Genomic DNA, 16253 nt, shown 5'->3' on the forward strand with positions numbered 1-16253 from the left:
GCGTGGGCGGCAAAAGTTGACACCCCCGCTCATGTCTTTAAGAGCGCCGCCGGGCCACGCCGCCCCAACGCGGCGCGTGCTCTCTGTGAGGAGAGACTGCATGACTGACGTTACTCGCCCCGGCACCCGTCCGGCGCGCCCGCACTTTTCTTCCGGCCCCTGCGCGAAGCCGCCGGGCTGGGCCGCGGAACATCTCGCCACCGGCTCCCTCGGTCGCTCGCACCGCTCCAAGCTTGGCAAGAGCCGCCTCGTCCACGCGATCGAACTGACCCGTCAGGTGCTGCGCGTGCCCGATACGCACCGCATCGGCATCGTCCCCGGTTCCGACACCGGCGCGGTCGAGATGGCGATGTGGACCATGCTCGGCGCGCGCCCCGTCACGATGGCCGCATGGGAGAGCTTCGGCGAGGGCTGGGTGACGGATGCGCTCAAGCAGCTCAAGCTCGACGCGACGGTGCTGAAGGCGCCTTATGGCGAGCTGCCCGACCTGACGACGGTCGATCCGTCGCACGACGTGGTGTTCACCTGGAACGGCACCACCAGCGGCGTGCGCGTGCCCAACGGCGACTGGATCAGGGACGATCGCGAGGGGCTGACCTTCGCCGACGCCACCTCCGGCGCATTCGCGCAGGATCTGCCGTGGGACAAGCTCGATGTCACCACCTTCTCGTGGCAGAAGGCGCTGGGCGGCGAAGGCGGCCACGGCGTGCTCATCCTCTCCCCGCGCGCGGTGGAGCGGCTGGAAAGCTACGTGCCGGACCGGCCGCTGCCCAAGGTCTTCCGCCTCACCTCCAAGGGCAAATTGATCGAGGGCATCTTCAAGGGCGAGACGATCAACACGCCCTCGATGCTCGCGGTCGAGGATTATATCTGGACGCTGGAGTGGGCCAAGGGCGTGGGCGGCCTGTCCGGCATGATCGCCCGGGCCGATGCCAATGCGGCCGCGCTCGATGCGTTCGTGCAGAAGACGTCGTGGATCGATCATCTCGCCGCCGATCCGGCGACGCGATCGAACACCAGCGTGTGCCTGAAGTTCGCAGACGACGCGGTGGCCGGCATGGACGACGAAGCGAAGAACGCGCTCGTCAAGAAGATCGCCTCGCTGCTCGAAGCCGAGGATGCCGCCTACGACATCGCCGGTTACCGCGACGCCCCCCCGGGCCTGCGGATCTGGTGCGGCGCCACGGTCGAGACCTCGGACGTCGAGGCGCTCGGGCCGTGGCTCGACTGGGCGTGGCATACGGCGCGCGGCAAGTAAGCCTCGCGCGACCGGCTTTTTTTCTCTCCCTTCCCCGTCATCCCGGCGAAGGCTGGGATCTCCCCGAGGCGGGCGCTTGCGACGACGTTGCGACCGCCCCCACGAGATCCCGGCGTGCGCTGGGATGACGTAATCCGAAAGGCGTTTCGACATGCCCAAAGTCCTTATTTCCGACAAGATGGATCCCAAGGCCGCGCAGATCTTTCGCGAGCGCGGCGTCGAGGTCGACGAGATCACCGGCAAGACCAAGGAAGAGCTGATCGCGATGATCGGCGAATATGACGGCCTCGCCATCCGCTCCGCCACCAAGGTGACCAAGGAGGTGCTGGCCGCCGCGACGAACCTGAAGGTCGTCGGCCGCGCCGGCATCGGTGTCGACAACGTCGACATCCCCGCCGCCTCCGCCAAGGGCGTGGTGGTGATGAACACCCCGTTCGGCAACAGCATCACCACCGCCGAACATGCCATCGCGCTGATGTTCGCGCTCGCCCGCGACCTGCCCGAGGCGGACCGTTCGACGCAGGCCGGCAAGTGGGAGAAGAACCGCTTCATGGGCGTGGAGGTCACCTCCAAGACGCTCGGCCTGATCGGCGCCGGCAACATCGGTTCGATCGTGGCCGATCGCGCGCTGGGTCTGAAGATGAAGGTCGTCGCGTTCGATCCGTTCCTGACGCCGGAGCGCGCGGTGGAGATGGGCGTGGAGAAGGTGACGCTGGACGAGCTGCTCGCCCGCGCCGACTTCATCACGCTGCACACGCCGCTGACCGACAGCACGCGCAACATCCTCTCGGCCGAGGCGATCGCCAAGACCAAGAAGGGCGTGCGGATCGTCAACTGCGCGCGCGGCGGGCTAATCGACGAGGTCGCGCTCAAGGCCGCGCTCGATTCGGGCCAGGTTGGTGGTGCCGCGCTCGACGTGTTCGTCGAGGAGCCGGCCAAGGCATCGCCGCTGTTCGGCACGCCCAACTTCATCTCCACCCCGCATCTGGGTGCCTCGACCAATGAGGCGCAGGTGAACGTGGCGATCCAGGTGGCCGAGCAGATGGCCGACTATCTGATGTCCGGCGGCGTCACCAACGCGCTCAACGTGCCGAGCCTGTCGGCCGAGGAAGCGCCGAAGCTGAAGCCGTACATGGCGCTGGCAGAACGGCTGGGCGCGCTGGTGGGCCAGCTCGAGGGCGACAACATCAAGGGCGTCGCCATCGAGGTGGAGGGCGCCGCCGCCGAACTGAACCAGAAGCCGATCACCGGCGCGGTGCTGGCCGGGCTGATGAAGGTGTATTCGGACACGGTGAACATGGTCAACGCGCCGTTCCTCGCCAAGGAGCGCGGGCTGGACGTGCGGGAGGTGCGCCATGATCGCGAGGGCGATTACCACACGCTCGTTCGCGTCTCGGTGACGACCGCGAGCGGCGAGAAGTCGGTGGCGGGCACGCTGTTCGCCAATTCCGAACCGCGCCTCGTCGAGATCTTCGGCGTGAAGGTGGAGGCCGATCTCGCCGGCTCGATGCTGTACGTGGTCAACGAGGATGCGCCCGGTTTCATCGGCCGTCTCGGCACGTCGCTGGGGCAGGCGGACGTCAACATCGGCACCTTCCACCTCGGCCGCCGCGCCGCCGGCGGCGAGGCGGTGCTGCTGCTCTCGATCGATTCGCGGGTGGAGGAGCCGGTGCTGTGGCAGGTCTGCCAGCTTGCCGGCGTGAAGACGGTGAAGGCGCTGAACTTCTGATCCGGTTTCGCTGGCACCCGGACGACAAGCCGCTAAATGCTCCCTGAATGGTTCCGCCCATCCTGAGGAGGGACTGAGCGCAGGCGAAGGCCCGTCTCGAAGGACACCATCCTCCTTCGAGACGCCACTTCGACTTCGCTCAGCGGCTCCTCAGGATGAGCGGGGCATAATCTGGATCGTCCACCCCATGAGCATCACCCCCGGCCTCCTTCCCGTCGGTCTGCGCGATCGGTTGCCGCCGCAGGCGGAAGCGGCCTCGCGGCTGCTGCATCGCGTGATCGTGGCGATCGGGCGGCACGGTTACGATCGCGTCGCCCCACCGCTCGCCGAGTTCGAGGAAGGGCTGGTCGGCCGGCTCAAGTCGGCGCGCGCGCAGGATCTGCTGCGCTTCGTCGATCCGGTGTCGCAGCGGACGCTGGCGCTGCGGCCCGACATCACCGCGCAGATCGGCCGCATCGCCGCCACCCGGATGCGCCACCGCGCACGCCCGCTGCGTCTGGCCTATGGCGGCCCGGTGCTGAAACTGCGCGCCACCCAGCTCCGCCCCGAGCGCGAACTGATCCAGACGGGAGCCGAACTGATCGGCAGCGATACCGTCGCCGCAGCGATCGAACTGCTCGGCGTCGCAATCGAGGCGCTGGAGACGGCGGGGGTGACGGGCATCACCGTCGACCTGACCCTGCCCGATCTGGTCGAGACGCTGGCCGCCGGCCCACTGCCACTCGCCCCCGAACGCATCGACGCGGTGCGCGCCACGCTGGACGCCAAGGATGCCGGCGGCCTCGCGGCGCTCGATGCCGAGGCGTATCTGCCGTTCATCGCCGCCGCCGGCCCGCTTGATGACGCGATGACGCGGCTGCGGCGGGTGCCGGGGGCCGATGCGCTGTCCTCCCGGCTGGACGGTATCGCCGCCATCGCCGCCGCCTTCCGCGACCGGGTGACGCTGACGCTTGACCCGACCGAACGCCACGGCTTCGAATATCAGAGCTGGCTCGGCTTCTCGCTCTTCGGCGCGGGGCTTTCCGGCGAGGTGGGGCGCGGTGGCAGCTACACCATCGTCCATGCGGACGGCGGGGAGGAAGCGGCGATCGGCTTCTCGCTCTACATCGATCCGCTGGTCGATGCCGGGCTGGGGCAGGAACCGCGCCGCCGCCTGTTCCTGCCGACCGGCACCGATCCGGCCGCTGCCGCCAGCTTGCGCGGACAAGGCTGGACGACGATCGCGGCGCTGGCCGACGGCGACGACGCGGCGGCGCTGGGTTGCACGCATCGGCTGGTTGGCGGGGAGCCGCAACCGCTCTAGGGCATACCAAACTTCCCATGTGTCGGGCGAAGTCGAGACACGCCTTCGAGCGAAGCCGAGAAGCCAGCGTTGACGGCCTCGATTTCGCTCGACCGGTCCCTCGACTTCGCTCGGGACAAGGATCATGCTGCAAGGAAACACCATGGCCAACGTCACCGTCATCGGCGCCCAGTGGGGCGATGAAGGCAAGGGCAAGATCGTCGATTGGCTGGCCGAGCGGGCCGACGTCGTCGTGCGCTTCCAGGGCGGGCACAACGCCGGCCACACGCTCGTCGTGGGCGACAAGACGTACAAGCTGAGCCTGCTGCCCTCGGGCATCGTGCGCGGCACGCTCTCGGTGATCGGCAACGGCGTGGTGCTCGATCCGTGGCATTTCCGCGACGAGGTGGCCAAGCTGGCCGGACAGGGCGTGACGATCACGCCGGAGAAGCTGCACATCGCCGAGACGTGCCCGCTGATCCTGCCGTTCCACCGCGATCTGGACGGGCTGCGCGAGGACGCCAGCGGTGCGGGCAAGATCGGCACCACCCGCCGAGGCATCGGCCCGGCCTATGAGGACAAGGTGGGCAGGCGGGCGATCCGTGTATGCGACCTCGCCCACCTCGACGATCTCGACCCGCAGCTGGACCGCATCTGCGCACATCACGACGCGCTGCGCGCCGGCTTCGGCGAGCCGCCGATCGACCGCGCCCGCGTGCTGGCGGACCTGCGCGAGATCGCCGACTTCATCCTGCCCTATGCCAAGCCCGTGTGGCTGACGCTGAACGAGGCGCGGCGGCGCGGCGACCGCATCCTGTTCGAGGGCGCGCAGGGCGTTCTGCTCGACGTCGACCACGGCACCTATCCGTTCGTCACCTCGTCGAACACCATCGCCGGCTCGGCGGCCGGCGGGTCCGGGCTGGGGCCGGCGGCGGCGGGCTTCGTGCTCGGCATCGTCAAGGCCTACACCACCCGCGTCGGCAGCGGCCCCTTCCCCACCGAGCTTGAGGACGAGATCGGCCAGCGGCTGGGCGAGCGCGGCCATGAGTTCGGCACGGTCACCGGGCGCAAGCGGCGCTGCGGCTGGTTCGATGCGGTGCTGGTGCGCCAGTCGGCCGCCGTCTCCGGCATTACCGGGATCGCGCTGACAAAGCTCGACGTGCTCGACGGGTTCGAGGAACTGCGCATTTGCACCGGCTATACGGTGGACGGCCGCCACTTCGACTATCTGCCGCCGCACCCGCAGGATCAGGCCAAGGCCGTGCCGGTGTACGAGAGCATCGAGGGCTGGAGCGAATCGACCGCCGGCGCGCGCAGCTGGGCCGAGTTGCCGGCGCAGGCGATCAAGTACATTCGCCGCGTGGAGGAGTTGATCCGGTGCCCGGTGGCGCTCGTGTCGACCAGCCCGGAGCGGGAGGACACGATCCTCGTGCGCGACCCCTTCGCGGACTGAGGGGTTCGGTCTGGCACCGCTTGTCGTCCCTCACCCTCATACGTCATCCCGACGAAAGTCGGGATGACGTAAGCGATGCTGGAAATTGGTGAAACGGTGGCCAAGGGCGGTCAGTGCCGCGTCACCCCTGCGTCTGCGCCGGACATGAACCAGCGCGCGATCACGATCCCCGCCGCCGACAGACCGAGCACGTCGGCCACGAAGGTATAGATGAAATAGCCGGCGCCATAGTGGTTGAACACCGGCTGCCCGATATCGAGGTACAACGTCGCCGCCAGCGACAGCAGCACCACGATCCGCACGCGTTCGCCGAAGGTACGCACGCCGGCGAAGGTCAGGCCCAGCGCGATCAGCACGCCGGTGATGAGCGCCAGCACCAGCCCGGTGAGGAGCGATGCCGAGTCGACCGGCGCGAACCCTTGCGTGTTGAAGTGGATCGTCGCGATCGGCCCGCGCCCGTGCAGTACGGTGCCCTGCGGGCTGGAGGGCCACGGGATGTGATAGGTGCCGGTGCCGCTCTGCGTCAGCCCCTGGGCGAGCGCGGCCTGCAATTGTGCGTTCGCCGCATCGTCCACCTTCGAGAAGGCCAGCGTCGACAATGGCGTCCCCCAGAACAGGAAGCCGACGAGGTAGAGCACCCCCCCGCCCGCCAGCCCGCCGATGACCGTCCTGATGCCGATAAACGTCCTGCCCATGCCGCCCTCCTTGCTCTCGCCGAAATTCGGACGAAGCGGACGTGACGTCAATGGCGGGTGGTCCGGGCATATCAGGCCGGGGCGGATCAGTCAGGGGTGGGGCTGCTCGCCATCAACTTACGGGTAAAGCCGATCAGGCCGACCTGCCGGCTGCGTTTCAGTCGCTCGGCCTGCAGGATCGCGCGCACCTGCGCGACGCAGCGATCCACATCGTCGTTGATGAGGACATATTCGTAGCCGTCCCAATGGCTGATCTCGCTGGCCGCGCGATCCATCCGCGCCGCGACGACCTCGGCGCTGTCGGTGCCGCGGGAGGACAGGCGGCGCCCGAGTTCCTCGACAGAGGGAGGCAGGATGAATACGCGCACCGTGTCGCCGCCAGCCTGCTGGTACAGCTGCTGCGCGCCCTGCCAGTCGATGTCGAACAGCACGTCGCGCCCTTCGTCCAGCATTCGCTCGACCGGCGCCCGGGGCGTGCCGTAGCGGTTGCCGAAGACATGCGCCCATTCGAGAAACTCGCCAGCCGCGCGCATCTCGCGAAAGCGTTCGAGGTCGACGAAATGGTAGTCGATGCCATCCCGCTCACCCGCGCGCATGTCACGGGTGGTGGCTGAAACGGACATCTGCAATGCCGGATCGTCTTCCAGCAGCCGCCGCGCGATCGTCGATTTGCCCGCGCCCGAAGGCGACGAAAGCACGAACAGCAGACCGCGACGGGGGAGGCTTTTAAGAGGCATGGGCTATTGGCGCGCCGTTCCCCACCCCGTCAACCTGTCACCGTACCGTATTTGCGACAGGCGGTGCGATCAATAACCGCGCTTGGACGCGCGCCGGCGATCGAGCAGCTTCTTGGCGACATAGCCGCCGGCCAGCATCATGCCGAGCGGTCCGGTCCGCCGCAGTGCGCCTGCCGCCGTCGCGCCGAGCATCGCACCCTTGACGCCGCCGCTGCCATCGCGCCGATCGATCTCGCGGCCGAGCAGTGCACCGATTACCTTGCCGATCATGCGATTTCTCCTTCGTTTGGATTCGGCCAAGGAAGCGCGGGACGGAAGCGAAGGTTCCGTGGGGAGCGGGCGGTGTCTGCCATCCTCCGTCGTTCCAGCCAACGCTGGAATCTCCCGAGGCAGCGCGGGCGGCCGATACGCGGAGATCCCAGCGTTCGCTAAGATGACGAACGACGCCGAACGACACGCCGCTCATCGCAAGCCCCTTCCCCGATCACCGCCCCAGCATCGCCTCCGGCCGCACCACGCGGTCGAAGGTTTCGGCATCGACCAGCCCGAGCGCCAACCCGGCCTCCTTCAGGCTCAACCCCTCGGCATGGGCATGTTTGGCGATCTTCGCGGCATTGTCGTAACCGATCTCGGGGGCCAGCGCGGTCACCAGCATCAGCGAGCGATCGAGCAGCGCGGCGATGCGGTCGCGGTCCGGCTCCAGCCCTTCCACCGCGCGCAGGGTGAAGCTCTCCATCGCGGTCGCCAGCAGGTCGATCGAGCGCATCACCGCCGCGCCGATCAGCGGCTTGAACACGTTCAGTTCCATGTGCCCCTGCAACCCGCCGACGGTGATCGCCATGTGATTGCCGATCACCTGCGCTGCCACCATCGTCAACATCTCGCACTGGGTGGGATTTACCTTGCCAGGCATGATCGAGCTGCCCGGCTCGTTCTCCGGCAGGCGCAGTTCGCCCAGGCCGCAGCGCGGGCCGGAACCGAGCAGGCGGATATCGTTGGCGATCTTCGACAGCGCCACCGCCAGCGTGTTGAGCGTGCCGGAAAAATGCACGAGCGCATCGTTGGCGGCCAGCGCCTCGAACTTGTTCGGTGCCGTCTCGAACGGCAGGCCGGTGTCGCGCGCGATCTCTGTCGCCACCGCCTCGGCGAACCCGGCCGGCGCGTTCAGCCCGGTGCCCACGGCGGTGCCGCCCTGTGCCAGCTTCGTCAGCCCGGCCAACACCGCCGGCTCGATCCGGCGGCGGCATGCGTGCAACTGCGCGACGTAGCCGGAGAATTCCTGCCCCAGCGTCAACGGCGTCGCATCCTGCAAATGGGTACGCCCGATCTTGACGATATCGTCCCATGCCTCGGCCTTCGCCTGCAACGCGCCCGCAAGTCCGTCGAGCGCGGGCAGCAGTCGGCGGGTGGCGGCCAGCACCGCCGCGACATGCAGCGCGGTGGGGAAGGTATCGTTCGAGGATTGCGCCATGTTGACGTGGTCGTTCGGATGCACCGGGCTTTTGCCGCCGCGCGTGCCGGTCAGCACCTCGTTGGCGCGGCCGGCGATCACCTCGTTCACGTTCATGTTCGATTGCGTGCCCGAACCGGTCTGCCAGATGACGAGCGGAAACTGATCGTCGAGCCTGCCGTCTGCCACCTCCCCCGCCGCCGATTCGATCGCGTCGGCCAAGCGGGTGTCCAGATCGTGCGCGCGGTTCACCCGCGCCGCCGCGCGCTTCACGATCGCCAGCGCGTGGACGATGCCGGGCGGCATCCGTTCACTCGCACCGAACGGGAAGTTCTCGATCGATCGCTGCGTCTGCGCGCCCCAATAGGCATCGGCCGGCACGGCGATGGGGCCGAAGCTGTCGGTTTCGGTGCGTGTCGTCATCGTGTGGCTCCTGCCGTGCCCGCTGTCGATTCTCTCAATGGCGGAACGCACGATAGGCTCCGCCGTCGTGCCCGTGGAAACGATCGACGGAGGCGGTTCCGCCCCCGCCGGCAACCGCGTTTCACCGCCGAAATCGCAGGGTTCATCACGCTTTCGGTCACGCTGCTTATGCTTTGGCCGCATCGCGCGAAATGCAACTTTACAGGGGGAAAGCGTGTTCCTATATCGCCACTCCGCTGCCCCATGGGACTTCCAACCGCAAGGCAGCTTTCTTGCCACGACTCCCTGGAGGTCCCTTGAATTGCACAAGCATCATAGCGCGCTGGGGCTAGCGACCGCCCATTCGACCGCCGTCACCGGTGTCGACATCGCCAAGCTCTGCCCGGTCCAGCCGGTCACGCTGCTTCGTCCGCACGCCGCAAGGCGTGCTGCCCGGTTCTTCGTCGAGAAGTTCAAGGGTCGGTCGATGTATGCCGTGAAGGCCAATCCCTCAGTCGATCTGCTGTGCCTCCTGTGGGAGAGCGGCATCACGCATTACGACGTGGCCTCGATCGCGGAAGTGCGCCTCGTCGCGGCCACGCTGCCCGGCGCCACCCTGTGCTTCATGCACCCGGTGAAGGCCGAGGAGGCGATCGCCGAGGCGTACCACACGCATGGCGTCCGCACCTTCTCGCTCGATACCGTCGAGGAGCTGGAGAAAATCCAGCGGGCGACCGGCGACGCAACCGACCTCACGCTGTGCGTGCGGCTGCGGGTATCGTCCGATCACTCGAAGCTGAGCCTGGCCTCCAAGTTCGGCGTCGAGGCGCGTGAGGCGCGCGACGTGCTGATGGCGACCCGCCAGGTGGCCGACGCGCTCGGCATCTGCTTCCACGTCGGTTCGCAGGCGATGAGCCCGCAGGCCTATGTGCAGGCGATGGGCCGGGTGCGGCAGGCGATCGTTGAGGCAGGCGTCACCGTCGATGTCGTCGATGTCGGCGGGGGCTTCCCCTCCACCTATCCCGGCATGGAGCCGCCGCCGCTGGAGTCGTACTTCCGCGCGATCCACGACACGTTCGAGAGCCTGCCGATCAGCTATTCGGCCGAGCTCTGGTGCGAGCCGGGCCGTGCGCTGTGCGCCGAATATGCCAGCCTGCTGGTGCGCGTGGAAAAGCGCCGGGGCGACGAGCTGTATATCAACGACGGCGCCTATGGCGCGCTGTTCGATGCGGCGCACATCGGCTGGCGTTTCCCGACGACGCTGCTGCGCGAGCCGGAGAGCGAGGTTCGGCCCATGCCGTTCAGCTTCTACGGTCCGACCTGCGACGACATGGACCATATGGCCGGCCCGTTCCTGCTGCCGGCCGACACGCACGCGGGCGACTACATCGAGATCGGGATGCTCGGCGCCTATGGCTGCGCGATGCGGACCGGGTTCAACGGCTTCACCGCCGCCGAGCCGGTGATCGTGACGGACGAGCCGATGGCGAGCCTGTACGGCCAGCGGATGAACCCGCCGGCCGCCGCCAACGTCATCAAACTGTAGCCAAGCCGACCCTTAACGGCGTCGCCCCGCCCGATGCGGCAGGGCGACGCCGCGCTTTTTCGTACCCGGGAGCCTCCGCATGACCACGACGCCCGAATCCGCCATCAACGATACCCGCAAGGCAGAGCTGCTCTCCACGACGGTCGAGCATATCGATATCCGCACTTTCGACGCGCGCCCGATCGTGGACGCCATGGCGAAGATGAGCTTCACCAGCCGCGATCTCGCCCGCGCGACCGACATCTACAACCAGATGCTGGCGGACCGCGACTGCACAATCTTCCTGGTCGTCGCCGGCTCCACCTCGGCCGGCGGCTGCATGGACCTGTATGCCGAGCTGGTGCGCTCGAACATGGTGGACGGCATCATCGCCACCGGCGCCTCGATCGTGGACATGGATTTCTTCGAGGGGCTTGGCCACAAGCACTATCAGGCGCTTGAGGTGCCTGACGACAACACGCTGCGCTCGCTGCTGATCGACCGCATCTACGACACCTACATCGACGAGGAGGATCTCCAGAACGTCGATCACACGATCGCCGAGATCGCCGACGCGCTGGAGCCGAAGCCCTATTCCAGCCGCGCCTTCATCCGCGAGATGGGCAAGTATCTGGTCGAGCACGGCAAGAAGGACAACAGCCTCGTCAAGCTGGCCTACGAGCATGACGTGCCGATCTTCTGCCCGGCGTTCGTCGACAGCTCGGCCGGCTTCGGTCTGGTCAAGCATCAGGTCGATGCGATGAAGGCGGGCCGTCCGTACATGGTGCTGGATGCCATCGCCGATTTCCGCGAGCTGACCGACATCAAGATCAAGGCGGGCGTCACCGGCCTTCTGATGATCGGCGGCGGCGTGCCGAAGAACTTCGTGCAGGACACCGTCGTGTGCGCCGAGATCCTCGGCCATGACGACGTGCAGGTGCACAAGTACGCCGTGCAGATCACCGTGGCCGACGTGCGCGACGGTGCCTGCTCCTCCTCCACGCTGCAGGAAGCGGCGAGCTGGGGGAAGGTGAACACCGCGATCGAGCAGATGGTGTTCGCGGAGGCCGGTTCGGTCATGCCGCTGCTCGCCTCCGACGCGTGGCATCGCGGCCACCGCAAGGGGCAGGAGCCGCGCCGCTGGGCCAAGCTGTTCGAGAATGCGGCGGCCAATCAGGGCTGATCCCGCAGCCGGGGATCGTCCGGCCGGTGTCATGGGGGCAAGGCGCAAACCGCTTTCCCCCATGACGATCAGGCTCTAGCCTTTCTACGCGCCGCGCTCCCCGCGCCGGACGCGCGGGGAAACGGCATGGCGACGGTTGCGGTCTATAATCTGAAGGGCGGCGTGGGGAAGACCAGCGTCGCGGTGAATCTGGCGTGGGCCGGCGCCACGCTCGGTGGCCATCGCACCTTGCTGTGGGATCTCGACGGGCAGGCCTCGGCAAGCTGGATCCTCGCACCCGATCATGTGGCCACCGAGGGCGCGGATGCCGGGGCGGTGCTCGCCTGCGACATTCCACCCAGCGACCTGATCCTGCCGACCGGCTTCGAGCGGCTCGACCTGCTGCCGGCGGACGCCTCGCTGCACGGCCTCGACCACATCTTCGCCCAGATCGACCGCGAGCGGCGGCTTCGTCAGTTGCTCGACACGTTGAACGACAGCTACGACCTGATCGTGCTGGACTGCCCGCCCGGCCTCGGCGCCACCAGTTCGCAGGTGATCCGCGCCGCCTCCACCATCCTGCTGCCGATGATCCCCTCGCCTTTGTCGAACCGTGCGCTGGTGGAACTGCAGACACATCTGTCGCGCGGCGGGGAAGAGCTGCCGCCGATCGTGCCGGTGTTCACGATGGTGGACATGCGCCGCGCCGCCCACCGCGCCGCGATCGAGAACGGGCCGGGTTATCCGGTGATCCCGATGGCGAGCGCAATCGAGATGATGGGCGAGCGCAATGCGCCGATCGGCGTCTACGCCCCACGCTCGGCGGCGGCACAGGCGTTCGACAGCTTGTGGTATGCGGTTTCACCCCATCTGACGGTGGCATAGGAAATCAATGCCGGTCGATGGCACTGTAACAAAATGACTTGAAAGGCCGTGCGGCCGGGTTTCTTCTGACGACCGTTACAGAGGGGAAAGTCAGATGATTCGTTTACGCCTGTCCGTACTTGCTGCCGCCGCCGCGTTGCTGTTCGCCGGCACTGCCCCCGCTCAGATGCACACCACCTACGCCCCCGAAAAGGGCATCTGGAACGTCACGGGTATCGAGGTCGATCCCAACCATATCGACGACTATCTCGCCGGCCTGCGCCGCACGCAGGCGCCGGGGATGGACGTTCTGAAGAAGCGCGGCCTGATCGACGCCTATCGCATCCGCCTCCGCAACGGCTACGTGAAGGGATCGCCGAATGTCATGATCGAGACGCACTTCACCAGCTTCGCCGCGCTCGCGCCGGACAAGGCGCGCGATCAGGCGATCGAGAAGGAGATCTACGCGTCGGTGCCCAAGGAGGAAGGCGACAAGGCGGTGGCAGGCTACGAGAAGTACCGTACCTTCGTCGACGACGCCTACTGGACCGAGGTGACGCTGGCGAAATAGACCGGCGTCGCGACGTCCATCGGGCGTTTCCCCCCGCCGCCAAACTGATCTAGAGGCGGCGGCATGGCCGCGCTCGACCGACATCTCGCCACTGCGCTGGCGCGCATCGACGCGCGCGACGAGCGCCGCCGGCTGGTGGCGACCGGCGCGGGCGGCCCGGCCCGCCTCGATCGCGCCGGCCGCACCCTGATCGATTTTTCGAGCAACGACTATCTCGGCCTCGCCCGCCACCCGCTGATCGCCGAGCGCAGCGCCGAATGGGCGCTGCGGCTGGGTGGCGGCAGCGGCGCATCCCGGCTGGTGACGGGGACGCTCGACGCGCATCTGGCGGTCGAGGCGCGGATCGCGGCGTTCAAGGGGGCGGAGGCGGCGCTGCTGTTCCCCTCCGGCTGGCAGCTCAACGCGGCGGTGCTGGCGGCGCTGATGAAGGCCGCGCCGGATACGCTGCTGTTCACCGACCGGCTGATCCACGCCAGCCTGCACGCGGGCGCCGCCGGCCACCGCCAGATCCGCTTCCGCCACAACGATCTCGACCACCTCGAAACGCTGCTGGCCGCCCGCGCCGGCGAGGCGGGACCACGCCTGATCGTGACGGAGAGCGTGTTCAGCATGGATGGCGACCGGGTGGATCTGGCACGGCTGGGCGCGATCGCACGGGCGCACGATGCGTTCCTGTATCTCGACGAGGCGCATGGCACCGGCGTGCTCGGGCGCGGTGGCGCGGGGTTGTCGGCCGATCATCCGGGCGTGGCTGATCTGGTAATGGGCACGTTCAGCAAGGCGTTCGGTTGCTTCGGCGCCTATGTGGCGGGCAGCCGGGCGCTGATCGACTATCTGGTCAACGCATGCGGCGGCTTCATCTTCTCCACCGCGCCGCCGCCCGCGATGCTCGGCGCGATCGACGCCGCACTCGATCTGGTGCCGGCGATGGACGAGGCACGCGCGACGCTGGCGACACGAGGCGTGCACCTGCGCGCGCGGCTGGCGGCGGCAGGGATCGACACGGGGGCGAGCAGCACGCAGATCGTCCCCGCCATCGTCGGCGAGGCAAGCGACGCGCTGGCGCTGGCGGCGGGGCTGGCGGAGGACGGACTGCTCGCCGCCGCGATTCGCCCGCCGACCGTGCCGCCCGGCACCAGCCGGCTCCGCCTCGCGCTGCGCGCCACGCATACCGCCGACGACATCGACCGCCTCGCCGACCGTATCGTGGCCCGGCTGGCAAGATGACGACGCTGCTGCTGCTTCACGGCTGGGGGTTCGACGCGCGCCTGTGGGATGGCGTGCGCGCCGCGCTGCCCGGCGTGGCGGCGGTGGCATGGGATCGCGGTTATTTCGGCGCGGCGCTTACCCCCGAGGTGGCCGGCCCGGTGGTGGCGGTGGGCCATTCGCTCGGCGCGATGCTGCTGGCGGCATGCTTGCCGGCGGACGTGCCGCTGGTCGCGATCAACGGCTTCGACCGTTTAGCCGGAGAGGGTGCGGTGCCGCCCCGCGTGATCGACCGGATGCGGGCGCGCCTGGCCCAAGCGCCGGTGGCCGTGCTGGACGAGTTCCGCCTGCGCTGCGGCGCGCCTGCCGCCACCCGTCTGCCGGATACGGATGCGTTGGCTGACGATCTCGACCGGCTCGCCACGATGACGGTGCCGCGCGACGGGCGGGAGGTGCTCGTCCTGCACGGTGCGGCCGACCCGATCCTGCCCCCCGACATGCGGGCCACCACCTTTGCCGGCGCGAGGCGCGAGACGCATCCCGACGCGGGCCACCTGCTGCCGCTGACCCATCCCGGCTGGTGCGCCGAACAAATCGCGGCCCTCCTGTGAGCACCGTTCCTGACAGCCATCAGTCATCGACATCGTGGATCGGGATCGTCGCCGGCGATCCGGCATATCGGCCGGACGGCACGCCCATTCCACTGTGGATGACGTCTGGCCGGGCGACGACGCCGGATCGTTCGCAATCGCCGACCGGGCGCCGTGAGTACCGGCTACCACGCCCGCTGGGTCGCCTTTTCCGGTTCGCGGCCCCAATCACAGATAGAGGCCGGAGGGTGGCCGAGACATTCGCGAAGGTCCCGTCGATCGCGCACGCGCATGACCGCCGGTCCGTTCCGGCCGGACGCGGCTGGCCCTGTCCGGCGCGTGGCGCGGCCGCGTCATGACCGTCGCCCATGCCTTCGATCGCGCGGCCGATCGCTATGACGCGCACGCGCCGGTGCAGCGGCGGGTGGCGGCGATGCTCGCGGATCGCATCGTCGCGCTGCCGCTGCCGCCTGCGCCGCGCGTGCTGGAACTGGGCTGCGGCACCGGCTTTCTCGGCGCGGCGCTGGTCGATCGCCTGCCCCGCGCTGACTGGTGGATGACCGACCTCGCGCCCGCGATGGTGGAACGCACCGCCGCGCGCTTCGCCGGGCGGCCGGCCATACGCTTCGCCGTGATGGACGCCGCCGCGCCGGACCTGCCCGGCCCGTTCGACCTGATCTGTTCCAGCCTCGCGCTGCAATGGCTGGCTGATCTGCCCGCCGCCGTCACGGCCCTGCGCGCGCGGCTGGCGCCGGGCGGCAGGCTCGCCTTCACCACGCTGGCGGCAGGCAGCTTCGCCGAATGGGGCGCGGCGCATGAGCCGGACACGGCGGGCACGCCGGCCTATCCCGATGCGGCGGCACTGCGGCGGCTCGGGCTGGCGGTGACGATCGACACGCTGACCGAGCGCCACGGGGATGCGCGCGATTTCCTGCGCGCGGTCAAGGCGATCGGCGCCGGCACGCCCCGCCCCGGCCACCGGCCGCTCGGCCCGGCCGGGTTGCGCGGCGTGATGGCCCGGTTCGAGGCGCAGGGCGCGGTGGCGCGCTACGTCGTCGCGACGTGTATCGCAGGGCCGGAGGAGAAGGCATGAGAACGATCGTCGTCACCGGCACCGGCACCGGCATCGGCAAGACGGTGTTCGCCGCCGGCCTCGCCGCCGCGCTCGATGCCACCTATTGGAAACCGATCCAGTCCGGCCTTGCCGACGGCAGCGACAGCGACGCGATACGCGCGCTCGGCGTGACTCGCGTTCTGCCCGAGGCGTATCGTCTCACCGAGCCGCTTTCCCCCCACCGCGCCGCCGAACTGGACGGCATCACGATCGAC

General features: G+C 68.5%; 16 protein-coding genes. 12 read left to right on the forward strand and 4 right to left on the reverse strand.

Annotated elements, in window-relative coordinates; translation table 11 throughout:
- Window positions 1-100 precede the first annotated feature (100 nt).
- From FOY91_RS16990 to FOY91_RS17005, 4 genes are all read left to right on the forward strand, one after another.
- Window positions 101-1258, forward strand: a complete 1158-nt coding sequence (locus FOY91_RS16990) for a phosphoserine transaminase (RefSeq protein ID WP_145154516.1) — start codon at window positions 101-103, stop codon at window positions 1256-1258.
- Between the two features lie 151 nt (window positions 1259-1409).
- Window positions 1410-2987, forward strand: a complete 1578-nt coding sequence (serA, locus tag FOY91_RS16995) for a phosphoglycerate dehydrogenase (RefSeq protein ID WP_145154518.1) — start codon at window positions 1410-1412, stop codon at window positions 2985-2987.
- 187 nt (window positions 2988-3174) lie between these two features.
- Window positions 3175-4290, forward strand: a complete 1116-nt coding sequence (locus tag FOY91_RS17000) for an ATP phosphoribosyltransferase regulatory subunit (protein WP_145154520.1) — start codon at window positions 3175-3177, stop codon at window positions 4288-4290.
- A gap of 142 nt (window positions 4291-4432) precedes the next feature.
- Window positions 4433-5722, forward strand: a complete 1290-nt coding sequence (locus FOY91_RS17005; protein WP_145154522.1) for an adenylosuccinate synthase — start codon at window positions 4433-4435, stop codon at window positions 5720-5722.
- A gap of 110 nt (window positions 5723-5832) precedes the next feature.
- Here the strand turns inward: FOY91_RS17005 and FOY91_RS17010 are convergent, their stop codons facing one another.
- The 4 genes from FOY91_RS17010 to fumC all read right to left on the reverse strand — a co-directional run bounded on the left by FOY91_RS17010 (window position 5833) and on the right by fumC (window position 9027).
- The gene (locus FOY91_RS17010) at window positions 5833-6417 is read right to left on the reverse strand and encodes a hypothetical protein (RefSeq protein ID WP_145154523.1); all 585 of its coding nucleotides are present in this window, start codon (window positions 6415-6417) and stop codon (window positions 5833-5835) included.
- Window positions 6418-6503: 86 nt separating this feature from the next.
- Window positions 6504-7154, reverse strand: coding sequence for a guanylate kinase (gene gmk, locus FOY91_RS17015; protein WP_145154525.1), 651 nt, complete (start codon window positions 7152-7154; stop codon window positions 6504-6506).
- A gap of 69 nt (window positions 7155-7223) precedes the next feature.
- On the reverse strand, window positions 7224-7424 hold the full coding sequence (locus tag FOY91_RS17020) for a hypothetical protein (protein ID WP_145154526.1): 201 nt from the start codon (window positions 7422-7424) through the stop codon (window positions 7224-7226).
- Between the two features lie 214 nt (window positions 7425-7638).
- Window positions 7639-9027, reverse strand: coding sequence for a class II fumarate hydratase (gene fumC / locus FOY91_RS17025; RefSeq protein ID WP_145154528.1), 1389 nt, complete (start codon window positions 9025-9027; stop codon window positions 7639-7641).
- Window positions 9028-9328: 301 nt separating this feature from the next.
- On the opposite strand from fumC, the gene FOY91_RS17030 reads away from it, so the two are divergent.
- From FOY91_RS17030 to FOY91_RS17065, 8 genes are all read left to right on the forward strand, one after another.
- Window positions 9329-10552: a type III PLP-dependent enzyme domain-containing protein gene (locus FOY91_RS17030; RefSeq protein ID WP_145154530.1), complete on the forward strand. Its 1224-nt coding sequence runs from the start codon at window positions 9329-9331 to the stop codon at window positions 10550-10552.
- 79 nt (window positions 10553-10631) lie between these two features.
- Complete coding sequence (locus tag FOY91_RS17035; protein WP_145154532.1) at window positions 10632-11714, forward strand: 1,9-bis(guanidino)-5-aza-nonane synthase; 1083 nt, start codon at window positions 10632-10634, stop codon at window positions 11712-11714.
- Between the two features lie 126 nt (window positions 11715-11840).
- Window positions 11841-12578, forward strand: a complete 738-nt coding sequence (locus FOY91_RS17040) for a ParA family protein (protein ID WP_145154534.1) — start codon at window positions 11841-11843, stop codon at window positions 12576-12578.
- A 94-nt stretch (window positions 12579-12672) separates the two neighbouring features.
- Entirely contained in the window at window positions 12673-13128 is a 456-nt protein-coding gene (locus FOY91_RS17045; protein ID WP_145154536.1) for a hypothetical protein, read from the forward strand.
- A gap of 63 nt (window positions 13129-13191) precedes the next feature.
- Window positions 13192-14355 carry an aminotransferase class I/II-fold pyridoxal phosphate-dependent enzyme gene (locus tag FOY91_RS17050; RefSeq protein WP_145154538.1) on the forward strand — a complete coding sequence of 388 codons (1164 nt, stop codon included), beginning with the start codon at window positions 13192-13194 and terminating at the stop codon, window positions 14353-14355.
- Window positions 14352-14945, forward strand: a complete 594-nt coding sequence (locus tag FOY91_RS17055) for an alpha/beta fold hydrolase (RefSeq protein ID WP_145154540.1) — start codon at window positions 14352-14354, stop codon at window positions 14943-14945. The genes FOY91_RS17050 and FOY91_RS17055 overlap by 4 nt, the downstream gene beginning before the upstream one ends.
- Before the next feature lie 334 nt (window positions 14946-15279).
- Entirely contained in the window at window positions 15280-16017 is a 738-nt protein-coding gene (locus FOY91_RS17060) for a methyltransferase (RefSeq protein ID WP_145154542.1), read from the forward strand.
- Window positions 16014-16253: AAA family ATPase (locus FOY91_RS17065; protein ID WP_145154544.1), on the forward strand; the 240-nt coding region annotated here is incomplete at its 3' end. The genes FOY91_RS17060 and FOY91_RS17065, both read left to right, overlap by 4 nt.

The sequence above is a fragment of the Alterirhizorhabdus solaris genome, from assembly GCF_007785815.1.
Lineage (GTDB): Bacteria > Pseudomonadota > Alphaproteobacteria > Sphingomonadales > Sphingomonadaceae > Alterirhizorhabdus > Alterirhizorhabdus solaris.

Bases quoted from the DNA above. Each gene is read 5' to 3' on its own strand.
- FOY91_RS17000 (WP_145154520.1), top strand. From the start codon at position 3,175: ATGAGCATCACCCCCGGCCTCCTTCCCGTCGGTCTGCGCGATCGGTTG.
- FOY91_RS17020 (WP_145154526.1), bottom strand. From the start codon at position 7,424: ATGATCGGCAAGGTAATCGGTGCACTGCTCGGCCGCGAGATCGATCGG.
- FOY91_RS17035 (WP_145154532.1), top strand. From the start codon at position 10,632: ATGACCACGACGCCCGAATCCGCCATCAACGATACCCGCAAGGCAGAG.
- gmk (WP_145154525.1), bottom strand. From the start codon at position 7,154: ATGCCTCTTAAAAGCCTCCCCCGTCGCGGTCTGCTGTTCGTGCTTTCG.
- FOY91_RS17045 (WP_145154536.1), top strand. From the start codon at position 12,673: ATGATTCGTTTACGCCTGTCCGTACTTGCTGCCGCCGCCGCGTTGCTG.
- FOY91_RS17040 (WP_145154534.1), top strand. From the start codon at position 11,841: ATGGCGACGGTTGCGGTCTATAATCTGAAGGGCGGCGTGGGGAAGACC.
- FOY91_RS17055 (WP_145154540.1), top strand. From the start codon at position 14,352: ATGACGACGCTGCTGCTGCTTCACGGCTGGGGGTTCGACGCGCGCCTG.
- fumC (WP_145154528.1), bottom strand. From the start codon at position 9,027: ATGACGACACGCACCGAAACCGACAGCTTCGGCCCCATCGCCGTGCCG.
- FOY91_RS17005 (WP_145154522.1), top strand. From the start codon at position 4,433: ATGGCCAACGTCACCGTCATCGGCGCCCAGTGGGGCGATGAAGGCAAG.
- FOY91_RS17010 (WP_145154523.1), bottom strand. From the start codon at position 6,417: ATGGGCAGGACGTTTATCGGCATCAGGACGGTCATCGGCGGGCTGGCG.
- FOY91_RS16990 (WP_145154516.1), top strand. From the start codon at position 101: ATGACTGACGTTACTCGCCCCGGCACCCGTCCGGCGCGCCCGCACTTT.
- FOY91_RS17060 (WP_145154542.1), top strand. From the start codon at position 15,280: ATGACCGTCGCCCATGCCTTCGATCGCGCGGCCGATCGCTATGACGCG.
- FOY91_RS17050 (WP_145154538.1), top strand. From the start codon at position 13,192: ATGGCCGCGCTCGACCGACATCTCGCCACTGCGCTGGCGCGCATCGAC.
- serA (WP_145154518.1), top strand. From the start codon at position 1,410: ATGCCCAAAGTCCTTATTTCCGACAAGATGGATCCCAAGGCCGCGCAG.